Annotated in this window: 19 protein-coding genes and 2 pseudogenes; 7 read left to right on the forward strand and 14 right to left on the reverse strand. The window is 53.1% G+C overall.

Features of this window, described 5'->3' with window-relative positions; all coding sequences use genetic code 11:
* The first annotated feature begins 9 nt into the window (after positions 1 to 9).
* Both KVQ82_RS11350 and KVQ82_RS11355 read left to right on the forward strand, forming a co-directional pair.
* Positions 10 to 3,855: an ATP-dependent RecD-like DNA helicase gene (locus tag KVQ82_RS11350; protein WP_260688085.1), complete on the forward strand. Its 3,846-nt coding sequence runs from the start codon at positions 10 to 12 to the stop codon at positions 3,853 to 3,855.
* Positions 3,855 to 6,896 carry a type I restriction endonuclease subunit R gene (locus KVQ82_RS11355; RefSeq protein WP_222018882.1) on the forward strand — a complete coding sequence of 1,014 codons (3,042 nt, stop codon included), beginning with the start codon at positions 3,855 to 3,857 and terminating at the stop codon, positions 6,894 to 6,896. The genes KVQ82_RS11350 and KVQ82_RS11355 overlap by 1 nt, the downstream gene beginning before the upstream one ends.
* 229 nt (positions 6,897 to 7,125) lie before the next feature.
* Here the strand turns inward: KVQ82_RS11355 and KVQ82_RS11360 are convergent, their stop codons facing one another.
* From KVQ82_RS11360 to KVQ82_RS11390, 7 genes and pseudogenes are all read right to left on the reverse strand, one after another.
* Positions 7,126 to 8,907, reverse strand: coding sequence for an Hsp70 family protein (locus KVQ82_RS11360; RefSeq protein WP_222018883.1), 1,782 nt, complete (start codon positions 8,905 to 8,907; stop codon positions 7,126 to 7,128).
* Positions 8,892 to 10,106, reverse strand: coding sequence for a hypothetical protein (locus tag KVQ82_RS11365; protein ID WP_222018884.1), 1,215 nt, complete (start codon positions 10,104 to 10,106; stop codon positions 8,892 to 8,894). The genes KVQ82_RS11360 and KVQ82_RS11365 overlap by 16 nt, the downstream gene beginning before the upstream one ends.
* Before the next feature lie 3 nt (positions 10,107 to 10,109).
* Positions 10,110 to 11,174, reverse strand: a complete 1,065-nt coding sequence (locus tag KVQ82_RS11370) for a hypothetical protein (protein WP_222018885.1) — start codon at positions 11,172 to 11,174, stop codon at positions 10,110 to 10,112.
* A gap of 74 nt (positions 11,175 to 11,248) precedes the next feature.
* Complete coding sequence (locus KVQ82_RS11375) at positions 11,249 to 11,485, reverse strand: hypothetical protein (RefSeq protein WP_222018886.1); 237 nt, start codon at positions 11,483 to 11,485, stop codon at positions 11,249 to 11,251.
* Between the two features lie 5 nt (positions 11,486 to 11,490).
* Positions 11,491 to 11,988, reverse strand: a complete 498-nt coding sequence (gene radC / locus KVQ82_RS11380; protein ID WP_222018887.1) for a DNA repair protein RadC — start codon at positions 11,986 to 11,988, stop codon at positions 11,491 to 11,493.
* 52 nt (positions 11,989 to 12,040) lie between these two features.
* Complete coding sequence (locus KVQ82_RS11385; protein WP_222018888.1) at positions 12,041 to 12,961, reverse strand: hydrolase or metal-binding protein; 921 nt, start codon at positions 12,959 to 12,961, stop codon at positions 12,041 to 12,043.
* Positions 12,962 to 13,068: 107 nt separating this feature from the next.
* Positions 13,069 to 13,308, reverse strand: a pseudogene (locus KVQ82_RS11390) (alkaline phosphatase); the annotation flags it as partial.
* Between the two features lie 40 nt (positions 13,309 to 13,348).
* Between KVQ82_RS11390 and KVQ82_RS31875 the strand changes: the two are divergent.
* The 5 genes and pseudogenes from KVQ82_RS31875 to KVQ82_RS11410 all read left to right on the forward strand — a co-directional run bounded on the left by KVQ82_RS31875 (position 13,349) and on the right by KVQ82_RS11410 (position 16,085).
* Entirely contained in the window at positions 13,349 to 13,588 is a 240-nt protein-coding gene (locus tag KVQ82_RS31875; protein WP_222018889.1) for an inovirus-type Gp2 protein, read from the forward strand.
* A 296-nt stretch (positions 13,589 to 13,884) separates the two neighbouring features.
* The gene (locus tag KVQ82_RS11400; RefSeq protein ID WP_222018890.1) at positions 13,885 to 14,073 is read left to right on the forward strand and encodes a DNA-binding transcriptional regulator; all 189 of its coding nucleotides are present in this window, start codon (positions 13,885 to 13,887) and stop codon (positions 14,071 to 14,073) included.
* Between the two features lie 318 nt (positions 14,074 to 14,391).
* Positions 14,392 to 14,610 carry an AlpA family transcriptional regulator gene (locus KVQ82_RS11405; RefSeq protein WP_239688446.1) on the forward strand — a complete coding sequence of 73 codons (219 nt, stop codon included), beginning with the start codon at positions 14,392 to 14,394 and terminating at the stop codon, positions 14,608 to 14,610.
* A complete protein-coding gene (locus KVQ82_RS31550) occupies positions 14,607 to 15,023 on the forward strand; it encodes a YfjI family protein (RefSeq protein ID WP_260688086.1) in 417 nt (138 codons plus the stop codon). Before KVQ82_RS11405 ends, KVQ82_RS31550 begins: the two co-directional genes overlap by 4 nt.
* 49 nt (positions 15,024 to 15,072) lie before the next feature.
* Positions 15,073 to 16,085: pseudogene (locus tag KVQ82_RS11410) on the forward strand (YfjI family protein).
* 45 nt (positions 16,086 to 16,130) lie between these two features.
* Here KVQ82_RS11410 and KVQ82_RS11415 read toward each other — a convergent pair.
* From KVQ82_RS11415 to KVQ82_RS11445, 7 genes are all read right to left on the reverse strand, one after another.
* Positions 16,131 to 16,637, reverse strand: a complete 507-nt coding sequence (locus KVQ82_RS11415) for a hypothetical protein (RefSeq protein ID WP_222018892.1) — start codon at positions 16,635 to 16,637, stop codon at positions 16,131 to 16,133.
* A gap of 171 nt (positions 16,638 to 16,808) precedes the next feature.
* Positions 16,809 to 17,183: a hypothetical protein gene (locus tag KVQ82_RS11420; RefSeq protein WP_222018893.1), complete on the reverse strand. Its 375-nt coding sequence runs from the start codon at positions 17,181 to 17,183 to the stop codon at positions 16,809 to 16,811.
* On the reverse strand, positions 17,167 to 17,748 hold the full coding sequence (locus KVQ82_RS11425) for a hypothetical protein (RefSeq protein ID WP_222018894.1): 582 nt from the start codon (positions 17,746 to 17,748) through the stop codon (positions 17,167 to 17,169). Before KVQ82_RS11425 ends, KVQ82_RS11420 begins: the two co-directional genes overlap by 17 nt.
* Before the next feature lie 458 nt (positions 17,749 to 18,206).
* On the reverse strand, positions 18,207 to 20,123 hold the full coding sequence (locus KVQ82_RS11430) for a hypothetical protein (protein ID WP_222018895.1): 1,917 nt from the start codon (positions 20,121 to 20,123) through the stop codon (positions 18,207 to 18,209).
* Between the two features lie 248 nt (positions 20,124 to 20,371).
* Positions 20,372 to 21,718 carry a site-specific integrase gene (locus tag KVQ82_RS11435; protein WP_222018896.1) on the reverse strand — a complete coding sequence of 449 codons (1,347 nt, stop codon included), beginning with the start codon at positions 21,716 to 21,718 and terminating at the stop codon, positions 20,372 to 20,374.
* A gap of 311 nt (positions 21,719 to 22,029) precedes the next feature.
* Positions 22,030 to 22,233, reverse strand: a complete 204-nt coding sequence (locus tag KVQ82_RS11440) for a hypothetical protein (RefSeq protein WP_041066334.1) — start codon at positions 22,231 to 22,233, stop codon at positions 22,030 to 22,032.
* A 70-nt stretch (positions 22,234 to 22,303) separates the two neighbouring features.
* Positions 22,304 to 22,579 (reverse strand): hypothetical protein, encoded by a 276-nt coding sequence (locus tag KVQ82_RS11445; RefSeq protein ID WP_041066175.1) that lies wholly within the window; start codon positions 22,577 to 22,579, stop codon positions 22,304 to 22,306.
* Between the last annotated feature and the right edge of the window lie 133 nt (positions 22,580 to 22,712).

Genomic DNA, 22,712 nt, shown 5'->3' on the forward strand with positions numbered 1-22,712 from the left:
GGGGTAAAAATGATTCAAGGTGCCCGCAGTCTGCCTGTTCAACATCTAACCATTCGGGTGCCTTGGCACGACTTCGGCTGGAAGGGCACCTTCTGTCAAACCTGCACTGCGAACACCAGCTGCATTGTGCTGCCGCGAATCGCGACCGGTCGCGATGATGTCTTCGAAACGCTGCATGCGGGGGGGAGCATTGAACATCTAGATCGCTCACAGCATCCGCCCTGCGTTGATGAGCATGGCACCTTCATGGCGAAGTTTCCGCTCTCGATGCAAAAGAAGCATCCCTATACAGAAAGTGCCAAAACCACCCACGGACATTTTGCGGAAACGCCGTACACAATCCGTCCGTACTCGGTCGCAGGCATCCCGTTTCGTTGGATGTTGCGCGAGCAGGTAGAAGGCAATAAGAAGTGGGGCGTCGGTAGCCTGAAGGACACCCTACAGATGGGGTACCAGGCGGAGCGCGAGCCGGATCTTACCGTGAACAAAGGGTGGGAAAAGGACAAGAAGACTTGGGTTCAAGAAGGTACCAATCAGCGAATCATTCTGGATACGTTCTTTAGCGTCGCTCAGCCGAATGAGTCGCTGGTGTTCTTCTACGCCAAGCGCACGCCTATGGTGGACGATGCTCGCCGGGTGATCATCGGAGTGGGTCGGGTCAAGTCGGTTAGCGCACCGATCGAATACCACTACGTGAGTGGGCAGAAGCCGAAGGACAACATCAGTGGGTACCTCTGGGAGCGGAATATCGAGCATTCGATCCGCCCAAAGGACTCGGACGGCTTCTTACTGCCGTATCAGCAACTGCTGCAAGCAGCTGAAGCAGACGAATCTATTGACCTTGCCGCTTGCACGGCATACGCGCCGAATGAGTACTTTGGTAGCTACTCCTACGGCACCGAGCATCTGGCGCATGACGGTGCTATCTCATCTCTGCTGTCCATCGAGAAGGCCATCAAGGCGATGCGTCAGCATTTGGCAGACGAGCCCTGGTGCGAACATCTGGCATGGATTGATGCGGAGCTGAACCGACTCTGGGAAGTGCGTGGTGCCTTTCCCGGATTGGGTGCCGCCTTGAACGCCTTCGGATTCCAACATGGCAACCTGTTGGCTTGGTACTTGGCTAGCCAGGGCGACAAACAGTTCAACCCCTGGCTCGCCTTGGCGGATGTACTCAACAAGCCAGAAAGCCTGCCTGGCTACCTGCGCGACGGGATCGGTGACACCCTGCGAAAGAAGTGGGAGAAACTGCAACCAGAGCGGCGTGAACTACTGATGCTGCTAGCTCGTTTTAATCTCTCGGATGCACAAGCATTGCGCTGGTATCAGCCGACTGAGCGTGAGAAGGCCGAGATCGATCAGAGCGACGCAGCGATACTGGCAAATCCCTATTTGGTATATGAGGATGATCGGTTGCAAGCCGATCCTGTCGCATTTGAAATCGTTGATCGTGGTGTCTTCCCTCCGGAGTCCATCCGTATGGCCTTCCCATTGCCCGAGCCAAGCCTAGTACGTGAAGCCATCGACGAGCGTCGTGTGCGCGCGGCAATGCTTCTGACACTGGAAGAAGCGGCCCGTACTGAGGGGCACACCTATCTGATGGCAACTTGGATGGTTCAGCGGATACGGGACCGAGCGCTTCAACCAGAGTGCCCTCTGGACATAGATACACTTTCGATTATGGAAGATTGTCTAGAGCCTAAGATTGAGAGCGTTCAGATTGAAGACGGGCTTGAGGCCTTCCAGTTGGATCGCTACGTCGAGACGTCGACATTGATTAGGTCCAAGATCAGCAAGCGCAAGTCACGTCGGGCAAATCCAGGGCAGCACGACTGGGCAGCACTGGTTGACGTAGCGATTGACGCAACGAGGGACAAGGAAGCCTCTAAAACGAAGCCGAGTAGGCGTGATCTTGCCGCCCGTCAGGAGAAGTCGGCAGCGCTGGAGGTGCTCTACAAATCTGGGGTCTCAGTACTTATGGGAGCCGCTGGGACGGGTAAGAGTACTTTGCTCAAGGCGCTCTGCAGCATTGAGAGCGTGAAAGATAGGGGCATTCTGCTGTTGGCGCCGACGGGCAAGGCCCGTGTGAGATTGGAATTCACAAGCGGTATGACTGGTCAAGGAAAAACCGTTGCGCAGTTTTTGAATGGGCTGGATCGATACGACGGTAAGACGGGGCGGTACTATGTTAATGAGGTCGCCCAACGCTCGGCGGTGCATGGAACAGTCATCATTGATGAATGCTCGATGCTGACCGAAGAACAGCTTGCGGCCTTGTTGGATGCGGTAGAGGGTGTGGACAGGCTGGTACTGGTGGGTGACCCGAAGCAGTTGCCGCCAATCGGTGCGGGCCGTCCTTATGTGGATATCGTCAATTTCCTGAAACCAGCGAATTTAGAGAGCCTCAGCACCCGCGTTGCTGCCTGCTTTGCAGAGCTGACCGTGACGATGCGTCAAGGAGCCGAGGAGGGCGTTGTGCGCGAGGATGTGTTGCTTGCACAAACTTTCAGCGGTCGACCGCTCGATGCTGGTGCAGACGAAATCTGGCAAACCGTGGCAGCCGGGAAATCGAAATTCGTAAAGTTGGTTCGGTGGAACAAGCCAGATCAGCTCCACCAGCTGCTGCTCGATGAGTTGAAGACTGAGCTAAAGCTGGAGTCGATCAATGATGAAGTGGCCTTCGAGGTCTCCCTTGGCGGCGTTTACTCGGAGTACGAGGGCGGCTCAACTGTCTTCTTCAATACCCAGTATATGGATCGCCCAGGAGCATCCAAGAAGGCTGAGGCGTGGCAAATTCTTTCGCCGATCAAGCAATACCAAGCAGGTGTTACCGCCATCAACCGTGCCCTGCAGCAACAGTTCAGGAAGTCGTTCCTCAAAATGGCCGCGCAAACGGGTTGGCAGAGGAAGATCCCAAGCCCTGCGGGCCCTGAAGGAATCATTTATGGGGACAAGGTCATCAACGTCGTCAACAAGAGCAGGCGTGAGACCTATCCGGAGAGGGACGACACCTACGTTGCGAATGGCGACATAGGCATTGTCACTGGGCACCGGAAGACCAAAGCCAAAAATTGGTCGCCCTACGAAATCGAAGTTGAGTTGGCATCACAACCCGGGATCTCCTACAAGTACAAGCCTTGGGAGTTCGACTCGCAGGAAGGTACGCCGCCGCTTGAGCTTGCCTACGCCTTGACCGTACATAAGACGCAGGGAAGCGAGTTCGGTAAGACCTTCGTGGTGGTTCCGAACCCCTGTCGCAACCTGACACGCGAGATGCTCTACACCGCGCTGACGCGGCAGAGGGACAAGATCATCATCTTGCATCAGGGGGACTTCAGGGAGCTGATGCACTACAGTCAAGAAACCGCATCGGAAATCAACAGGCGGATGACGAACCTCTTTTCACCGTCTGCGCCGGTGGAGGTCAAGGTGCGGAATAAGTCGGTCTTCTTGGATGAAAGGCTGATTTACCTGACAGAAAACGGCGACCTAGTTCGCTCAAAGTCTGAATGGATCATCGCAGACAAATTGAGGGCAGCAGGCATCAAGTACCAGTATGAGCAGTCACTGGTTCTGGATGGTGTTGAGCGCTTCCCTGACTTCACGATTCGCGACGAAGACGCCGGCACGGTCTGGTACTGGGAGCACAACGGAATGCTCTCGGACGACGAGTACAAGAAACGATGGGAGCGCAAGGAAGCTGCCTATCGCAAGGCGCAGATCTTTCCACCGCCATGGCCAATTGAAGATGACGGCAGAAGTGGAACGTTATTGGTTACCGAGGAGCGGGAGGGGACTGGGCTGGATCTCAATGCAATCGTTGCAAACATTAATCTGATTCTTGGACGTGTCTGATGCACAAAGAAATTGATTTCGAGAATGACATCGAGCACACGCTGATTAACAACGGTGGCTATGAGAAAGGTGACCCAAACACCTACGACCCGGAAACCTCGCTTTTTCCGAATGATGTCGTCGCCTTTGTGCAGAGGACTCAGCCCAAGATCTGGACGCGCCTGACTCAACTGGATGCGACTAAGGCTCCGGCGATGCTCCTGGATAGCTTGGTGAAGGAGCTCGCCGCCAAAGGAGTTCTGGCGATTTTGCGTGAGGGCTTTAAGTGTGTGGGCAAGACGGTGCGTCTGGCCTACTTTGCGCCCAACACCCAGCTAGACCCTTCAGCGACAGAGCGTTACGACGACAACCGTTTGACTATTGTGCGACAAGTAAACACCAAGAGTGGTGCAATCCCTGACGTGGTCTTGGCTGTGAATGGTTTGCCGGTGGCGACGCTGGAGCTGAAAAATTCGATGTCGGCCACGCATTGGAACGTGGAAAACGCGAAGTATCAGTATCGGTTTGAGCGCGACCCGAGGGAGCTGCTATTTGCCTTCAAGCAGCGTTGCGTTGTGCATTTCGCGGTGGATACCGAGCTGGTGTTCATGACCACCAAGCTGGAAGGAAAGGACACATTTTTCCTGCCCTTCAACCTGGGACAAGGTTACGGCGCAGGCAACCCGCCAGCGGCAGGCGACGTGCGTACCAATTACCTTTGGCGCAAGGTGCTGACTCGGGACAGCTTGATGGATATCCTGGCCCGCTTCATCCACTTGGATGTAGAAGAAAAGACGGTCGTCACGGAGAAAGGTATAAAGCGCCACCGCAAAGAATCGATGATCTTTCCGCGCTACCATCAGTTGGACGCCGTGCGGGCCCTAACCGAACACGCGCAAGCACACGGTTCGGGGCATAACTACTTGATCCAGCATTCTGCTGGTTCCGGCAAATCGAATTCGATTGCGTGGCTGGCGCACCGGCTATCCAGTCTGCACGACGACAACAACGAGAAGATATTTCATTCGGTGGTGGTGATTACGGATCGGCGTGTGCTTGACCAGCAGCTGCAAGACACCATTTTCCAGTTCGAGCACAAGCTGGGGGTGGTGCAGAAGATTGACGAAAACACCCAGCAACTGGCGAAGGCGCTGGCTGATGGGGTACCAATCATCATCTCCACCATTCAGAAGTTCCCCTTCATTACCCAGGCCATCCGCACGATGGAGACCAACGGGAAGGGCATTGCTATCTCGACAGCCGGCAAGCGCTTCGCAGTCATCGTGGACGAGGCGCACAGTTCGCAGAGCGGTGAAACTGCGATGGAGCTACGCAAAATACTGAACCGCGATGGTATCGAATCAGCCGTCGCCGAGCAGTTGCTCGATATGGATGACGACGCGCTGAGTGAGGATGCGAAGAAAGAACTGCTGCGGGAGCAACTCAAGCGTGCCAAGCAACCCAATCTGAGTTTCTTTGCCTTTACGGCAACGCCGAAGTTCAAAACGCTGGCCGTTTTCAACGAACCCGGTCCTGATGGTAAAGCGCCGTTCCATCAATACAGCATGCGGCAGGCCATTGAGGAAGGTTTCATTCACGATGTGCTGGCGCACTACACCTGCTACAAGCGCTACTACAAACTGATCCAAAAGGTCGAGGCTGATCCAGAAGTGCCGCGCCGCAAGGCCGCTCTTGAGCTTGCGCGGTTTGTTGAGTTTCACGATTACGAGATCGCCCAGAAGGTCGAAGTCATCGTCGAACATTTCCGCACCCATACCCGCCATAAGATCGGCGGTCGTGCCAAAGCAATGGTGGTGACCGGATCCCGTGAGCACGCGGTGCGCTACAAACTGGGTTTTGATAAATACATCAAAGGCAAGGGATACACCGATGTGAAATCACTGGTGGCTTTTTCGGGCGAGATCACGCTCAAAGAGTTTGCCGACAAAAAATTCACTGAAGTAAGCATGAATTCCGGCATCAAGGAAACCGAGCTGCCGGAAAAATTCAACACCGAGGAGTACCAAGTATTACTAGTGGCAGAGAAGTACCAGACAGGCTTTGACCAGCCATTGTTACACAGCATGTACGTCGACAAGCGCTTGTCTGGCATCCAGGCGGTACAGACCCTATCGCGGCTCAATCGCACGACCCGAGGCAAGACCGATACTTTCGTACTTGACTTTGTTAACGAGCCAGCCGAAATCTACACCGCATTTAAGCCGTATTACGAGGCGACGGACAAAGGCGACGATACCGACCCGCAACAGCTCAACACGTTGGCTCATACGCTTGCGGGATGGAAAGTCTTTAGCAGTGCGGAAGTCAGTGCCTGGTGTGAAATTTGGTTTCGCAACCGCCTCAACCCTACCGGCGGTGAACACAAGAAATTGAATGGCCTGCTCGATCTAGCAATTGAGCGCTTCAAGAAGCTCGGAGAAGAAGATCAAAACCTGTTCAAGGGCCAGTTGGTCAGCTTCCGCAATCTGTACAGCTTTGTCTCTCAGATTGTTACTTACCAGGACTCCGATCACGAGAAACTTTACACCTATGCCCGTTTTCTGCTGACCAAACTGCCGCGTACGACGGACAACCGGACAGTTCAGATCGACGATGAAGTTGAGCTTAAGTACTACCGTCTCCAAAAGATCAGCGAAGGGGCAATCGACTTGAACGCAGGCGAGGCCGACGCGCTCGAGGGGGCGACGGATGTGGGCACTGGTCAAGCCGACGAGGATGTGCAGCTATCAACCTTAATTGGCAAGCTCAATGAGCGCTTCGGGACAGAGTTCACCCCTGCCGACCAGCTTTTCTTTGACCAAGTCCGCGAAACTGCTGTGGCCAACGAACAGTTGCGGCAGGCGGTCATGGCCAACAGCATTGAAAATTTCGAACCAGTATTCAATAAGCAGCTTGAAAACCTATTTGTTGAGCGCATGGATGGTAACGAAGAAATTTTTGTTCGCCTTATGAATGATGACGCGTTCAGAAATATCGCTGCCAGCCACTTGATGCGGGCCGTTTATCAGCAAGTCAAGTTGGCTGGAAATGATGGTAAATGAAGGCCATTGAAGAGCATTTCCGTGCAAATCGCAGCGCGAGGCGCATTGGGTTTGTAAGGTATTTAACCTGGCAAAAGCCGTACTCGGCCATTTGAAGGGGCGGCCTGAAGAGAAACTGAGCACGCGGCGAATCGCCGCGTTACCGGACAATGCCAAGTGAAGAAACAGAGCATCTAGCACGTCAGCACCGATGCCGAGCTGGTGCAGGAACTGGTCGCGTCCTATGAAGTTACGCCTCAGAGGAGCAGCACTTCTCCATCCATTTCGCTCCACACATCGAGCATGGCTGATAGCGGACGTATTCCTCGCCTTGCACCGTAGTCATAGGCTTTCGCAGATAGATATTTTGGTCGTTGTATTCCTTCAGCAACTCACCCGGAACTGTATCCCAGCGCTCCTTGTCGTTGGTGACGTTGGCGCGAACAAGCAACTCTTTGGGGGCGCTGTTGTTAACGGACAGTCTTAAGCGGTTTTTTTTTTCGCCTGAATCGTCAGCCTGCTTTCTCACAACCAGAGCAAACTCAAGATCATAGTATTCCGCCTCGGTAGGCTCCCTGCAGTCCTCGGCAATGGCGTGGGCATGCAAAATCAGGTTGTCATCTATGGTTACCGTGAGCTGAATACGTTCCTCGAGTGGTGGGAAGTCCGGATTCAATTCAACAACTAGGCTGCCATAGGTGGTACGGGGATCGGCTGCAGCTGACTTCTGAACCATCTGGGGGCGCTTGAAGGTAAAAATGGCCTTGCTGTCCCTGGGGTCGGAGCAATACATAGATTGCTGCCTCTGGATTGACTCACCCCGTTGCGGCAAGCGAGTGCCTTCATGAATCACCGTTAGCAGCGAGTTTCTGGCTTCAACCAGTTCAAACGGCTTTGCCAGTGCCAACTCAAGATTGTCATGCGCAATCCATGCTGCGCCTTCCGAAATAATCCGGTCACCCTTCTCGGAGATGTGCAGGGAGGAAACACCAAAGATTTCGGTAAGCTTGTTTTTGATCAGCGGCATATTGACCATGCCGCCGGTCGCAAGACACAGCGCAAGCGTCTGTGGATCTACATCAGCATTGTCGGCAGCCAGCAAGCTATCAATTTCATTGATGCCCTGATTGATCAGGCGAGTGCAAATTTTTTCCAGATCCTCCCTGCTCAACCAGACATCAATTTCAGCCTCTTCATCTGTACCCTGAAAATAATCGGGAAGAAATATATTGGTTTTTTCGCGCGTGGACAGCGTGATTTTTGCCTGCTCGCACTGGGTGATTAGCTTCGCACGCATCCCCGGATTGACCGGTAGCTTGCTTTCAGCGCTCCAGCCAAATTTACGTGCATGCTCGTCGGTGACATGATTGAGAATGGCGTCATCCAGATAATCACCACCCACCAGGTTGTTACCGCGGTTAAGCACCTGAACAATGGAACCATTGACTATTTTGCACAGAGTCAGGTCCAGCGTTCCGCCACCCCAATCAAAAACCAAGACCATCTTGCCGTCGTAATATGCAAGTACGTCCTGAGCATCAGGCTGGTCCTTAAAATAGCCATATAGAGCAGCCAATGGCTCGTGCACGAAGGTTTCAACGTATACGCCAGCACTGAGCATTGCTTCGCGCAGTGCTTGCCTGCCCCGCCCGTCTAACGCAACCGGGATGGTTACTACGGCGCGGGTCAGATCTGCAATCTGATCAATATCGTTATCGCGAGCATGTGCGACCAGGTATTTGATGTAGTCGGCAATGACCTCTACCGGTGTCATGACCCGTCCATCGACGTTGATATGCTCATTACCAAGCAGCTTTTTTGGACCGCGTACCGTGTTGCCCAGCACGCCAGTACCCAGCTTCTCCAGCTTGTCCCGTGCTTTCTTTCCGCAGATAACCTGTTCACCTTCATAGCGCACAACTGAAGGATGTGGGCGCTGAGTATCGTCGAATGACTTTGCTCGACTAGCACGTGTAATCACCGAAATGAGACTGTTGGTGGTGCCGAAGTCAATGCCTACTCGCTGAACCATTTGATTTCCCTTTCAATGTTTTCCACTGCCAACTCAATGTGATGTGCGGCAACTTCTGTCTTAGGCTTTTCACGCTGCAAGGCTGCCAAGGACAGTTTCAATGGCTCAAGAACATCTTCAGATAGCAGATTGAATGCCTTGCCCTTAGCCTGTCCAGCATTGTCACGCAGGTGTGTTCTTGTGGCCCGCTCATCTAGCTGCTGCTCTTGCAGCGCTTGTTTCAGCTGCTCAGTTTCGGCCAGCAATCGAGCAATTTTCTGATCCCTGTCAGCGATCGCCGAATGCTGATCCCTGACCGCGGCTTGCAGCTTGTTCAGCTCAAGCTCTTGAGCATGCTGTTTCCACTGCAAGAGTTTGCGCTGGTCGGCCAGTTCGGTGAACTGTTTTTTGAAGTAGTCAATGGTGTCGGCCAGCAGGCTTTCCTGATTGGCGTATTGCTCTGCAAGAAAGACCGCAATCGCACGGTTGCTCTGGATGCGTGACGTTTGCTCTTTCAGTAAATTTGAAAAAAACTCGATAGCCGCGTTGGGATCCGCCTTGCCCTGGGCCATCAGCCACAGCGCGCCTATCAACAAAATATTGTCCCTCTGGGCCTCCAACTCTTTTTTAGATAGGGTATCGAGTGCTGTAGGCTCTATTACCTCGGCATTGGTGGATTTATGGCTTGTATTCTCTTTTGCCCTGCTTGCGACAAACTCAATTCGCTTGCGGTATAGCTCGGTGATGGAGTTGCGCAGAAAGGTCAGCGGAGCGCTGTCCAGCCCCTTATCTGCGTCCATGATGTCCCGGTAAAGGTCGAATGACCCAAGGTGGCGCTGAATCCATAGCGAACTTGCCAGGCGTATACAGAAACGCAGCAAATCATTTCGCTGCACGTCGTGCTGGCACTTGACGGCTGCCAAGGTGATGAGTGAAAGACACTTAAGTTCCGGATCAGTCTTGCAGGCAGAGGTAGTGATCCGATCGGCAAGCTCATTGCTTAGGCCCACATCTTGCTCAGAGGCCGCCAGCGATTTCAGGTCAGTCTTGCTGATGCTTGCCGGCTTGATGTTCTGATCTTTATCCGTCGTTATTGCAAAAACGTCGGAGAGAATCTGCTCAACAGATTTTGCTTCAGCTGTGGTCTTTGCCTTGCTCTGTTTACGTTTTTTTATATCGTCCGGTTTGGGTTCGGTAATTTCATTCTCAATGCCAGTCATCTGTCATTGCTCTCCAATAAGCGTATTGAACACATCGTCAAACCTGAGTTTTCTTCGATATTTATCCATCCCGGAAACATCATCTTGCTCGGCTGCCTTTCTGTAACAGATGTAGTCAAATTTACTTCTGTCCTGCAGCGACAGGTTGTTTGCCGACAGGGCCCCTATCTGCTGCTCCATATCCTGAAGCGAAGCCTTTTGATAGCTACCCAGTAGCTCCTTCAGACTGAACTCCGTCGAGAAGTCCACCGGCATTCTGACACTGCTGTCGACCAGCCCAGAGGATGCATATTGCCCCCCTCTGAAGAACTGCATGGCCGCTTCTATTTCAGGCAGACCGCATATTTGCAGGGTACTGAAATCATTCCTGTTGAATCGGATTACAACCCTTATAGCCATGGAAAGGCTGGTGCGGTATTCCTGCAAAGACTGCAAGGCTTGGTTGAAGCGAAGATCAAAGTCTTCAAAGGGCGTTGTGCCCGAACGCCGGTCCTTAGCCATTACGCCGTGCAAATAGCGCACCAGCCCATTGATGTACTCGGTGACAGTCCTGTACTGCTTTACGTTGTCAATAAACGCAGCAATATCACTGCTGGTGAAGTCGTCCTTGGAGAAGTACAGAGCGAATGCCTGGTCGACGTTATTCAGCTCCTGCTTATCCGCAATGCACACCTCGATTTTCAGCGTTTTCTGCAGTGCAGAATTGCCATAGCTGACATCGACGTAGGCTTTCTGTACACCTTGTATGCGTTCAAACAGAGTGTCCACTGTCTGCCCGCCAACGCCGTTGATGGCCAGGTTGCTTACATTGCGAGCAGCAAGGTCGCCAGACTTGATGGGGGAGGTGATTCTTAAGTATTTTCCTGCAATGTCCTTGTCCTGAAAATACAAGGTTGGATTCTGTATTGGGTGCTCTATCTCATGCGTATCTCGCTGCGAGATGGAGTCAAAGGACAAGTCGCAGTGGCGGCACGGGTAGCTGACGGGCACGGCTGAAAAATCCAGCGGACTCCCGGTTTCCCAGTACCTGTCCAATCCGGTTTCTTGTATCCAGCCAACTGTTGGCATCGTTATTTTCCACTCAATCCATGTGAACGGAGCTAGTTTCGCTGGAGAACCACAACGGGGCAATCGCTTACTATCTACTGCACGGTGTGCACTTTGTGGTTCTGGCCAGCATCGAGGAAGGCAATATCACGCAGTCTAACTACCTCTGCAAGTCGGCTACCAAGGACTTTGTGGATGGCAGCCATCGTTTTGGCTACAGCCGAGGCTAAGTAAAACTGCTTGATCACGACAAAAAAAAATAAGTGTTCACTCACCGTGCCGATGACCGCCCTGGCATCAGCCAAGAGCAGTCTATCGGACGGTGTGGCCATAAGGACTACATGTAACCTCGTTCAGCCAACGACACGCAGCCTTCATGGCCCACCACGACATGATCCAATATCCGGGTACCGACCATGTTCAGGGCGTTCTTGAGGGTGGCGGTGAGCGTGCGATCGGCTTGGCTGGGTTCCGGGTCACCGGAGGGATGATTGTGAACCATAATTACGGCTGCGGCGTTGTGCTCTAGAGCGATCTTGACCACTTCCCGCGGGTACACGCTGGCCCCATCCAGCGTGCCTCGGAACAACTCTCTAAAGCCAATAACCCGGTGCTTGGTGTCGAGTAGTAGCAAAGCAAAGACTTCGTGCTCGTGGTACTGAAGCAGTGTTTGCAGGTGGCTAAAGACCTGCTTCGGCTCAGTCAGTGCCCGGCCTTTAGACAGACGACTCATCGCCAGTTGTTGAGCCATCTGCAGGATGTCGGCCTCTGTGACGGGGGATTCCATGACATAGGTGCCGGTCGTTTCACCGGCTTTGAGTTTGTGATACTTCATGACGGTATTCCTGTACGAATGAGGGAGCACGCTGGATAGGTTGAGAAGGGCATTACTGCGCCGAGGGCCTGCTGCTGTGCCGCGTGGCTTGCGACTCCAGCTTTTGGCCGAGTGAGGATTTGGCAGGCGGTGCCAGTTGGGGCTGGGGCTCTACAGGGCAGGGCTGATCTTCACTGGCGGGGAAGAACTCCTCGACGATGGCCCCGGTGTCCTCCTCACTGTCTTCAAAGGCCCCATTGTTAAAGCCCTGCCGGGCTGCGTGATCCAAGGCGCTCTGGTCAAAGCTCGAGACTTGTCGGGCTTCATCCAACTGCTTGGCTTCCAGCAAGGCGTCTTCCATGTTCAAGCCACTGCGCACCGTGATGTCCACGTAGAAGATCGGCGTGCCATGGCTCTGCCGGGTGGATTTACCGCGTAGACGCAACTCCAGTGGCAGACAGGCCAGACGATCGCCGGAGATGGCTTGCAGGTAATGCAGACGCGCTGTCAGTGTGCGAATGCTGTTGAACCCAGTGGTACGAAAGACAAAACTGCCCAGTGGATCGTCCTCGCCAATCACCACGTTCAGCCGGCCGTAAGGCTTGCAGGCATTGCCTTGGGCTAGGGAGCAGCCATCCGGTGAAGGGCAGGGCAACGACTGGATGCCATCCTTGGTCAAGCGCTTGCAGGTCTCACCATTGCCTACGCAGAGTGGCCGACCCGTGTTTCGGTCGAACAGGCTGTAGTCAGCCCGAAAGTTGAGATCGGGCTCGTTGAATAGCAGCCGGATCGGAATGCCGCGCAACTTGCCGTCCTGGCCATTGCGCAGCTCTTCATTGAGTGGATGCAGTAACCAGCCGTCACGGCTCTGTACCTGCGAAGTAATAGTGAACTGATCGTCCTTTTCCGGCAGACGTTTTCCGTTCTTTTCGACGACTTTGCCGATGGAGATTCGGCCCAAAATCGGGGGAGTGATGGCTAAACCTTTGAGCATGGGAGTTCTCCTGTATCTGAAATAAAAACGCCACCGAGACCGCGCAAACGGCCAGGGTGGCGATGGAGAGAAAGGGCATGGAAATAAGGGGGAGAGCGAACGAGCGTTCAGGCCAGCAGAAAACGCCGACTGCCGGTTTTGGTGGTCGAGTAGCGCACTTGCAGGTGGGGCTTTTCTTTCAACAGACGGGGGATATCCAGGGCCATGCTGTCTTTGGCTTTTTTCCAAGTGATGCAGCCGGTGGCGAAGGTCGCCCGACTGGCATTACCCATGGCCTGTTGCAACGTTTGCTTGAGCTTGGCTTCCTGCTTCTCTTGTAGTGCAATCGACTCTCGCACGCTCTGAAGTGCGGTAACTTGCAAAGACGGCACCTACAGCAGGGATAACTTGTTTCATCGCATCGTACGCGCTTGGGCTTGGGCAATTGGGTGTGCCGCACACGACATGTCAGGGTTGGTACATGCCTGCCAGGACAAACTCAGTGGCCAGGTATACCAGTGTCTGGAGCGGCGTTTTCCCGACTCGCTCAAACCAGTGGTCTATGCCATGAGTTACTTGTGCAAGGCCTACAGTAAGTCACAGGAACTTGGGCAGGGATTTGCCGTGTTTACCACTAGCAGGGTCTGAGCACGATTAATTAGGTGTTCAACATGCCTATTCTATGGTGCGGCAATGCCGCACTGTTTCTCACTAGAAAAGGAGTCTTTCGCATGAGCTACAGCGAGCATTGGCGTCGTGAGTTTCTCACCCGGCACCCTGAGTATGAAAGTCAGTCACGGGGGCATTCGCAGGAGACAGCGGAGCCTTCGTCTGTAAGTTTCGCAGTTCCCTTATCAACTTTTATAACTGCTAACTTGGAATCCTCAGTGCAGCCCCCTCAGCAAGGGCCAAAGAGACAGCATTATCCCATACAAGGCTGCTCAATGTCTTCCGGCATCATTAGACAAGTATCTTGTCTGCGCCAACGATTGAACCTAACCCAGCAGGAGCTCGCTAAGCAGTTGGGGATCAGCTCGCGCACGCTGCAGGACTGGGAGCAGGGTCGACGACAACCAAAGGGGCCTGGCAGGGCCTTGCTGCTGCAATGGGTTGATCGGCAGGCTGCTTCATAGCTGTTGAATTATTCAGGCTAAGGGGGGGAGCCGTAAGGGAGGCTTGAGCAGGTGTAGGGGAGAGTACGGCTGCTATTTTTGCTATTAATCGCAGGAATAGCAGCTGCAGTGACCCTGGCAGATTCGAAGGGGCGAAGGCGACATGCACAAAATGCATGGAAATGTCTATAGATCTGCTTAGGGTGGATAGGGCGTTTAGCACCTTCGATGACTAGGAGTGGCAGGAGCCTTAAAGTCCTTCTCATCGAATCCATAGTCGTAGAGGGTGTAGAAATGATCAAAGAAAACAGTAGTAAACCTATGTTAAGAATTTTACGCATGCGGCAGTTACGAGAGTGCCTGGGGCTGAGTACATCGACCATTTATGATCGCCTAAATCCGATGTCGCCAAGGTACGACTGCAATTTTCCAAAGCCAATTAAGTTGGGGGCGTCCGCTGTAGGTTGGATTGAGGAAGATGTCTGTCGGTGGATTGATTTTCGAATTGCAAAAAGTCGGAATGCTGGCAGTGTGAATTCTTCAGGGGTTGATCTGTGAGCTTCTTTAATGACGTATCTAGTTGGCTTCCTATTCCAGGAGAAGCCTTTCCAAGGTCTATGGCTTTGCCGGTTATAGTGGGTGCAGTAGATGAGGGTGAACGCAATATAAAAGCCCCGCGTGCGCTTGTTTTTTCGTCTGCGCTAACAGCCATAGCGACGGCAGCTCAAGGTTTAATTGATGTTTGTAAACCAAATGGCCAAGTCGTTCCAGCATCACTAATGCTGCTCACAGTGGCCAATTCCGGGGAGAGGAAGTCGACTGCGGAGAACGTATTTTTGAGAGGGGTTAGACGCTTTCAGGATGAGATGGATGTGATTTATCAGAAAGAACTTTCTGACTGGAGTGCGAGGCAATCAATCTGGGAAAGTCGCCGAAAGTCAATTTTGAAAAAAAACTCTCCAATCAGATAACAAGGATGGAGATGAGGCATGTAAACAATTCATGGATCATGAGGCCCGTATGCCGGTCAAGCCTCGACGATTTAAGTTGCTTTACGAAGACTCTACGTCAGAGGCTTTGTTTCTGGGATTGCACCAGAACATCCCAACGGCTGGGCTCATCTCTAGTGAGGGTGGGGGAGTGTTGACGGGCAGGGCATTCAATGATCTGTCAAAGCAGAATGCTTTATGGAGCGGGGATGTAATAACCGTTGACCGTGTTTCATCTGAAAGTTATGAGGTAAGAGCACGGCTGACGGTGTCTCTAATGGTTCAAGAAAATTCGTTTTTCAGCTATATGCAGAAGCATGGCGAAAGATCACGTGGATCTGGCTTGTGGGCTAGGTTTCTGGTTTGCAACCCCAAGTCGACCCAGGGAACTAGGTTAATTGCGGGAGGGGATACGCCCTGGAATTGTTGTGAAAGATTTTCTGAACGCATTATGGAGATACTTAAAAGCAGTGTTGAGTTTCTGACTGATCCCGCTAAGCCGAGGTTGGTGGTTAGGTTCTCTCAGGAGGCGGCTCAAAGATGGATAACCGTTTTTAATGCGGTTGAGTCGGAGATTAGGCCGGGGGGCGATACTTTGGCATGGGGGATCATGCATCAAAGTTGGCTGACAATGTCGCAAGGGTTGCTGCTTTATTTCATTTCTTCGAGAAAAGAGGTGGGGATATAGCGATGGAAACTTTGGAGGCGGCTATTGATGTTTGCTTTTGGTACTCTAATGAGTTTTTGCGTATGTTTGCATCGCTACCTCAAGAGGAGATCGATGCCCACGAGTTGGATGCCTGGCTACAAGTAAGACGAGAGGTCGGCGAGAGGTTTTTGGCAAAGAACGCTATACTGCAAAAGGGGCCGGGTCAGTTGCGAAAAGTAAAGCGCTTAGATCAAGCTATTGAAGTGCTGTCGTCTCAGGGAAAGGTTTTATTGTCAAAGTCTGGAAATGTCACATATTTAGATATTTTTCCTGAACGCTCGATGAGTAATTTAATTACTAGAACTGTTCTCTCCCCTTACAAGTCTTCAATTTAGAGGGGGGTGCGCGCATCGAGATAATGGGTGCTGGTCACTAAGGCATTACAAAAACTTGCTTAGCGAGACGATGTTCAGTTGACGCTTCGGTGCCTTGTTGTGAAGACGGAAAAAGCTCCAACCAGGCGTTCTGAACGTGCAGTAGGAATAGACCTGCCGGAAACGGGCTGTAGAGATTATAGTCAACATCTCAACGTCGCTCCTAAGTAGCTCAATCGCTTTATTTATCTCGCCGACGCGCCGTTCACAGGAATTTATGTGAGAGTTGACCAGCGCTAAAAAACGGCTGTACTGCACCAGCGTATCCGCGCCGCAGTGGCTGAGTTCGTTTTGACTGTAGTCTTCGCCAGCCACGGATTCGCGCAGGACAGCCAGACGTTCTTCTGAGCGCTCCGCGTAGCTAATAAGCGCTGTCAGCTCGACTTTTTCACGTTTAGTTTGTTGAAGCTCGGCGGCCTCTCTCTCAAGATCGTGCTCGTAAGCTGCCAAGAGCTCGGTGGCCGCGTCAATCTGCTCCTGCGCCGCGTGGTTGTCGATGCGTGGAATTCTCATGTCCTACCCTCCAAATTTAGCGTTAATGCCTTTTAAGCCAGCTTGCCATGACTCATCTTTGATTACCTCCATTTTTGAATGACGGCTGCTCGCTTTTATTTCCTCTACTACCAAAAGTGGGCAATCGAGGTTGCCATCCGTCAAGGTGGCGTTTTCAATCGGGTAATTAACTCATTGGCTATTCTGCATAACGTCATCCAGCGATCGGGCCTCTGTCAGCCGCTCTAGGTAGGCTTGCAGTTGATCCAGATTGTCTGCAGCTTCGAGCGTTTCTATAGCTGACATAGGTAACTCTCCAAAGCGCATCTGAAGTTGCAGAGCCAACGCTGTTCTCACGCCTTCGATCCGTCCTAGGGTGCGCGCTGCATCGACATCCATCTGGCGCGCTTCTTCCGTATCCCGCTTGGGAAACGAGTGGCGCAGGATATGTCCGAGTCTCAGGCGGTCTGCCTGTCGCCGGTTGCCTCGCTTGCCATTATTGGCAAAGCTGATCAGAAGATCGCGCACCTCTTGCTTCAAGCCATCGAGATTAGCGATATCCAGCATCTCGAATTCGCGGTTGGCATTTATAAATGCGGGTCGCCATCGCATCGGCTACGTCGGTCTTATTTCTAGTCGCGAGCTCAGGGTTGTTATGGAGCATGCCCTTAACCATGGCGTGAATAAGTTGAGAGGCCATCTTGCTGGAGGGCTGCATGTTTTTGGCATGCCCCCCCTTGGCACCGCGCACGCTGTAATGTTTGCCTTCTAGGTTCTTGAGCGCCTCGAGCATCGCCAGGTGACGATTGGCTCGCATCAAGGCTGTGATCATATCCTGTAGGCAAAGCTCGTATGCGGCGGCTGCTCCCGGCACACTCTGTAGCGGTAGGTGATTATCGTGGACAAGCTTCACATAGACTGCTTGCTGTAGGGCAGCGTCGGCATGCTCGGTCAACTGCTCTCCAATCGCGACCTTGCCTTGGCGGATGGTCAAATCGACTTTTTTGTCCTGATGAGGCTGAATCTCCATCCTTTCATACACTGACTGTAAGTGCTGCATTTGCGCAGGTGGAGCGATTCCTCGCAGATCAAATACTTGCTGCACGACATTTTTTGCTTGGGTGAGTAGCATCGCCACAGTATCTATACAAGGCGCTGATGGCCTCGGCTCCCCGATATTCCTAAATGACACGTTTACGTCCCGATTTAGCGGATTGGAGTGACAGATTAGCAGCGATGTTGAAGCCAATCGGTATGCTTATTTCAAAGAAATGCTGACGCGGCTGCCGGCGCAGCGGGCGAGTAATATTATCGAGTTGCTATCGCATAGATGGGCAGCAGTGAAATTAAAATCCATCAGCTATGCCCCAAGCTCGACGTAGCTAGACTCGCCACCTCCAGTCGCGTCCGACAACCCCAGTGTGCGAGTCTGAGCATTCAGGTGTGCGGCCGTGGCAGCGCCAGCAGATGATGTGCAGATGATGTGTAGAAGTCCCGATTCCGCCTTCTGCAGGCGCAACTCAGCAAGCCAAATTCTTCGGCCAAAAGTGACGCTCCTTGGGTTACATGCAGCCGTGGCTGCTAGCGCTTCTACGTTTTCGACATCACCACTTTCAACGTCGTCGACGAACCGCGACACGCTCCATCTGCCGCACACAGCAACGTCGACAACAGTCGCGTTTTGTAATCAACGGGTGACTTCGCCATCGCCGTGATGAATTCATCTGCATCTTGGTGAGGCTGTACCACCACAACAAAGCTATGAGCCCGCCGACCATCGAATTCATCCAACATTTTGAGCTGCGGCGCGCTCTTGGCGAGCTTCTGTTTGTGCTGCAGGACTTTGTCAAAAGCATGGCCATTCCAATGCCACAATAGATTCTTGCCGCTCATCAGGTCTTTCTTCAGGCCCGTCACAAGATCCGGGAAGTACATCCAGCTCAGGTTCTTCGTGGCCTGCCCCAGCACCTCTTCATATTGCTTAGGCGCCATTGCCCGCTTCTTGCTGCTCGCGGCACCTTTTAAATGCACAACGATGACGGCCAGCGAAGACGGATTGGTCATCGTGGCGAACCCCGCATGCTTGACCAGCATGACGAAATCGCCAATTTCTCCTGCGCCGTCGTCACATAGTGCGAGCGCGAATTCACCCGAACTGAATGGGCTCTTGACCGATGGAAAACAGAAAGCGTAACCCTCATGTATCCACCATGAAAACAGGCTGCTATCAGTGCTATTGGCAATATCGTCCCACTGCACGCTTCTACCTAGTAGCGGTTTCTCCTGACTAACCTTCCACCGCTTATCATCAAAAACCACCGAGAGGATTTCGCCCCCGTAAGCTGAGTTTCGGGGATCGACCCATACCCAATCACCATCGGAAAACGTTTGGCCAGATTCGTACCAAACGCTCCATAGATGCTTCTGATCAAACAGCGCCTTGAATTTTCCCCAGGAGGGCCAGCCCGCCGAGGTGCCGTTTAACGAGGCCGACACAGTCGCCCTGGTGGCGCCGAGTTTCACCTCTACAACGACGTGCCAAAGTCCTTGAGAGCACCGGCTATTAGGGTGCTGGGCGTCGGTTATCGCGAGCAAGAAATCCTGGCCAGCACTGCCAATGGTTTCGATGCTCAAGTCCGCCTCCGCGTGCTCCAGCGCAGCGAGGGTTGGCTGATCCAAACCCGCAATGGCGTAGGATGCCAAGAAAGAGAAATCAAACGCTTGAACTACGTCGCCAGCCTTGGGCGACTTGGCTAGCGTCTTTGCCAGCACCGGGATGGCCTTGCGCTGAGTGCTTCGGCGTTGCGTCAAATAATCAGTCAATGATTTGAACGCGTTCTGCAACTCGGCGAAGCTTTGACAAGGCCCCAGCCATACGTAGGATCGCTGCGTCGTGACCCCCACCACGGAGGCCTTGCCAGCAGGATTTAACTGTGCCTCCGCACGCATGGATGGTGACGTGAAGGTGCGGTCATCCAGCGGGTTCAGCGCCTCCTGCAAATACTGCCCAATTAGCACCTTGCTGTCGGCTTTACGTCGGTTCGGGCGATGGGCAGAACGGAGCCATAAAGTCCGTAGCGGCGTTTCCCTGACTAATGCATTCTCCAATTCTTCCGAGTCCAGCTTCTTGATCGTGGAGTGGTTGACCAGCTCGCGCTCTACTATCAGGCGCAGACCAGGATCAGATACAACAACACCCAGGTACCGCTTGTAGCTCAGCAGGATGACCGTATGGTGCATCACGTCCACCACACTTGGATCATTCGTCCATGCGGGGCGCGAGTGATGCACCACGTAGAAAGCGGATGCGGCAACACTCGAAAGTTTCTTTACACTGATGCCGTCAACGACGCGCATGCTGAGCGGCAGGGTTGACATCAGCGACGCTTGCAGCCCGGCCAATGCCGCAGCGACCATCGCGGCCTTCGGTGGCGTGTCCCACTCGTAGAGTAGAAAGCTTGCGAATGGGCGAAGGTAGGTGGCGTTAGTCCCTTTGGGTGTTGTCATGAGCTTCCTTGTCCCCCGGAATCGGTCCCTCGGTGTAGCTGCGTTGATAGCTACCTAGTTTGATCTGGCGCATTGATAGCATAAAGCCACATCAATGCGCTAACTCAAGGCTGGTTTGCGAGTGATATTCAGGCTTAGGCGAGCGTCGCCCCACCCCAAACCAGCTGCTCGATGAACAGCGACTGAGGCTAGGGTTCACCTAGAGTTGGCATCCGAGTAGTGATTATTTTTTTATCGAGAGCGTAAGACTAGGTACTGCGCGTGGCTAGGTCTAGGTGTTCACCAAGTCTGTTCCAGGCCTCCGACATTTCGTTTGTGTAGCTGTGGCGTTGGTAAGTGCGCTTTACCTTGTTTTCTTCTGTGTGGTTAAGGCAGCGCTCTGCCACTTCAGGAAGAACACCCAATGCCGTCATGACTGTGGCGCCAGTGCGTCTTAAATCGTGTGGTGTCCACTTGCCGCCAGGAAGCAATAGAGCCTGTGCTTTGGCACTGCGACGGCTCATGGTGCCTTGATCAGGTTGACGTTGTCTGTCCCCCAACTGCTTGGTCACTGTCTTGGAGCAGACTGGGCCGCTGTCGTCGGTGTTGGGATAGCACCACGTAGAGGTGCCATTATGCACTCGGACGTACTCGAACTGTCTGACGGCAAACGGTGACAGAGTAATGCTATGGGGTTTGCCGTTTTTGCTGTTCTCGGCAGGAATCAGCCAAGTGCCCTTGACCAAGTTTAGATGTTCCCAGCGTGCGCCAAGCAACTCGCCAATACGGCAGCAGGTCGAGAGAGCAATCCAGATAGCGGCTTCGGTGGAAGGCAACAGTCCGGCGTTGGGGGCTAACTTAGTCAATGTGCGGATCTCTTCATCACTCAACACGCGGTCACGCTCGACATCCTTGCCACCGATCTTCGCTTTGCGAATGCTGGCGGTAGGATCGTATTCAATCAAGTCGCGATCCACTGCAAAGCGGAACATTTGGCGCATAAGGGAAAAGGCAATTTTCGCAGCGCGATTGACTCCTCGGGCTAGCATGGCGTCGGTCACTACTGTGATATGGCTTTTTTTAACGTCAGCTACTGCCAGGCTTCCTAGGACTGGTAGGACGTCTTTTTCAAACATACGACGTACCTCTGCGCCTTTGTCTTTGCGGTTGATCAGGTCAACCTTGACCCAGTGTTCGAATAGCTCAGTGACGCTTTTCCTCGCAGCCTGCCGAGCTTGTTCTGCTTCTACAGCGGCTTTTTCTGAGCTAATACGGGCAAGTTCGGCATCGCGTGCAGCTAGGCGGGAAGCTTCCTCGGCCGTCAAATGTTCCCGAATATCACGGATTCCCGTCTTATGCAGGCCGGCGAGCTCTTTGGCTCGTTGGCCTGCCTCGGCGAGCGTCATTGTGCCTTCCGAGCCATTACGGCTATAGGTGCCGATGGGGTAGGTGACGCGCTCGCTGCTGCTGTTTGAGTAGCGAAAATAGAAAAGACGCTCACCGCTGGCTGTAATGCGAGCTACCAAACTACCATGCCCCCAGATGGCAACCTCGCTCAGCCATTTATCATTGTTGCCCGGCTTGGCCGTCATCTGCCTGTCCGTGATCTTCGCCATTCTCAGTCCGTTTCTCCAGTTGCCAATTCGTTGCCAATTGAGATTGGCTTTGTTCGAATTCTATCGGATATCTTTGGACTGCAAAATAGCTAGAGCCCAGCAAAATAAGGGAGCACAAGCTTCTCGTTAGATTTCGCAAGATTGCTTTGGATTGTAATTCACCTTTATGGGGTGCTAGGGGTAGAGTGTTCGAATCACTCCGTCCCGACCATATATTTCAATGACTTAGGCCAATGTTGATGACATTGGCCTTTTTCATGCGCGTGAGTTTTGCGGGACGACTATGCTGTGCGCAGCCAAAAAGCCACGCCTCAGTGCAGAACCCTCCGGCTCTCACCAATCCTGATCCGGTCCAGGGCCCGGTTTAATGCATCCAGTGCATCCAGAAGTGCCTTTGCTTCTGCCTCTCGGCCATCGCCCCATAAACGTTCCGCCATTTTGTTCAGGGCCTGGATCGAGCGTTCGATGTCAGCGGCGGTCGCGGGTGCCTGGGTTTGCGCTTCTTTGCTGGGCATACTTTCATTCATCTGCAGGGGATTGGCGATGCCCAGCATGATCGACGTTCGTTGTCGGTCAATCCAGTGGTTACTGCTTTGGCTTGCGCTGAATATCTTCCGAGTCGCTGGAAGTTGCCGCGTCTTTCTCGGTTTCATTCGATTCTGCGCCCGAGTTCGAACCTGAGGCTTCTTCACCTTTCTTGTTGGCTTTTTCTTCGTTTGATTCAGATGTGTTGCTGGATTGGTTGACGCCTGGGATGGCCGTGGGCGGTGCGGCCGATCCTGCTTTCTCGGTTGCCAGTGTCAAGGCAGAGCCAGCCAGCATCAGGCTAGCAAGCATCAGGGTTGCAATCTTGTTGTCCATTTTTCTGGCCTTGGGTGAGGGGTGTACCGCATTGGAGGCACCAGGCGCACCAAGGTGCTGCTCATTGGACGAACGGCTGGCTTCGCGCGCATGCGGCAATTTGCTGGCCCCCAGGTCTGAGCTTCCCCGGCAA

The sequence above is a fragment of the Pseudomonas sp. AO-1 genome, from assembly GCF_019775695.1.
In the GTDB taxonomy this organism is placed as follows: domain Bacteria; phylum Pseudomonadota; class Gammaproteobacteria; order Pseudomonadales; family Pseudomonadaceae; genus Aquipseudomonas; species Aquipseudomonas parakoreensis.

What these genes read in the sequence shown, in the direction of transcription:
- radC (WP_222018887.1), bottom strand. Translation starts at nt 11,988, where the DNA reads ATGAAGTATCACAAACTCAAAGCCGGTGAAACGACCGGCACCTATGTC.
- KVQ82_RS11445 (WP_041066175.1), bottom strand. Translation starts at nt 22,579, where the DNA reads ATGGACAACAAGATTGCAACCCTGATGCTTGCTAGCCTGATGCTGGCT.
- KVQ82_RS11375 (WP_222018886.1), bottom strand. Translation starts at nt 11,485, where the DNA reads ATGGCCACACCGTCCGATAGACTGCTCTTGGCTGATGCCAGGGCGGTC.
- KVQ82_RS11405 (WP_239688446.1), top strand. Translation starts at nt 14,392, where the DNA reads ATGCGGCAGTTACGAGAGTGCCTGGGGCTGAGTACATCGACCATTTAT.
- KVQ82_RS11415 (WP_222018892.1), bottom strand. Translation starts at nt 16,637, where the DNA reads ATGAGAATTCCACGCATCGACAACCACGCGGCGCAGGAGCAGATTGAC.
- KVQ82_RS11350 (WP_260688085.1), top strand. Translation starts at nt 10, where the DNA reads ATGATTCAAGGTGCCCGCAGTCTGCCTGTTCAACATCTAACCATTCGG.
- KVQ82_RS11425 (WP_222018894.1), bottom strand. Translation starts at nt 17,748, where the DNA reads ATGCTACTCACCCAAGCAAAAAATGTCGTGCAGCAAGTATTTGATCTG.
- KVQ82_RS11385 (WP_222018888.1), bottom strand. Translation starts at nt 12,961, where the DNA reads ATGCTCAAAGGTTTAGCCATCACTCCCCCGATTTTGGGCCGAATCTCC.
- KVQ82_RS11435 (WP_222018896.1), bottom strand. Translation starts at nt 21,718, where the DNA reads ATGGCGAAGATCACGGACAGGCAGATGACGGCCAAGCCGGGCAACAAT.
- KVQ82_RS11400 (WP_222018890.1), top strand. Translation starts at nt 13,885, where the DNA reads ATGTCTTCCGGCATCATTAGACAAGTATCTTGTCTGCGCCAACGATTG.
- KVQ82_RS11420 (WP_222018893.1), bottom strand. Translation starts at nt 17,183, where the DNA reads ATGCTGGATATCGCTAATCTCGATGGCTTGAAGCAAGAGGTGCGCGAT.
- KVQ82_RS11440 (WP_041066334.1), bottom strand. Translation starts at nt 22,233, where the DNA reads ATGCCCAGCAAAGAAGCGCAAACCCAGGCACCCGCGACCGCCGCTGAC.
- KVQ82_RS11355 (WP_222018882.1), top strand. Translation starts at nt 3,855, where the DNA reads ATGCACAAAGAAATTGATTTCGAGAATGACATCGAGCACACGCTGATT.
- KVQ82_RS11365 (WP_222018884.1), bottom strand. Translation starts at nt 10,106, where the DNA reads ATGACTGGCATTGAGAATGAAATTACCGAACCCAAACCGGACGATATA.
- KVQ82_RS11430 (WP_222018895.1), bottom strand. Translation starts at nt 20,123, where the DNA reads ATGACAACACCCAAAGGGACTAACGCCACCTACCTTCGCCCATTCGCA.
- KVQ82_RS11360 (WP_222018883.1), bottom strand. Translation starts at nt 8,907, where the DNA reads ATGGTTCAGCGAGTAGGCATTGACTTCGGCACCACCAACAGTCTCATT.
- KVQ82_RS11370 (WP_222018885.1), bottom strand. Translation starts at nt 11,174, where the DNA reads ATGCCAACAGTTGGCTGGATACAAGAAACCGGATTGGACAGGTACTGG.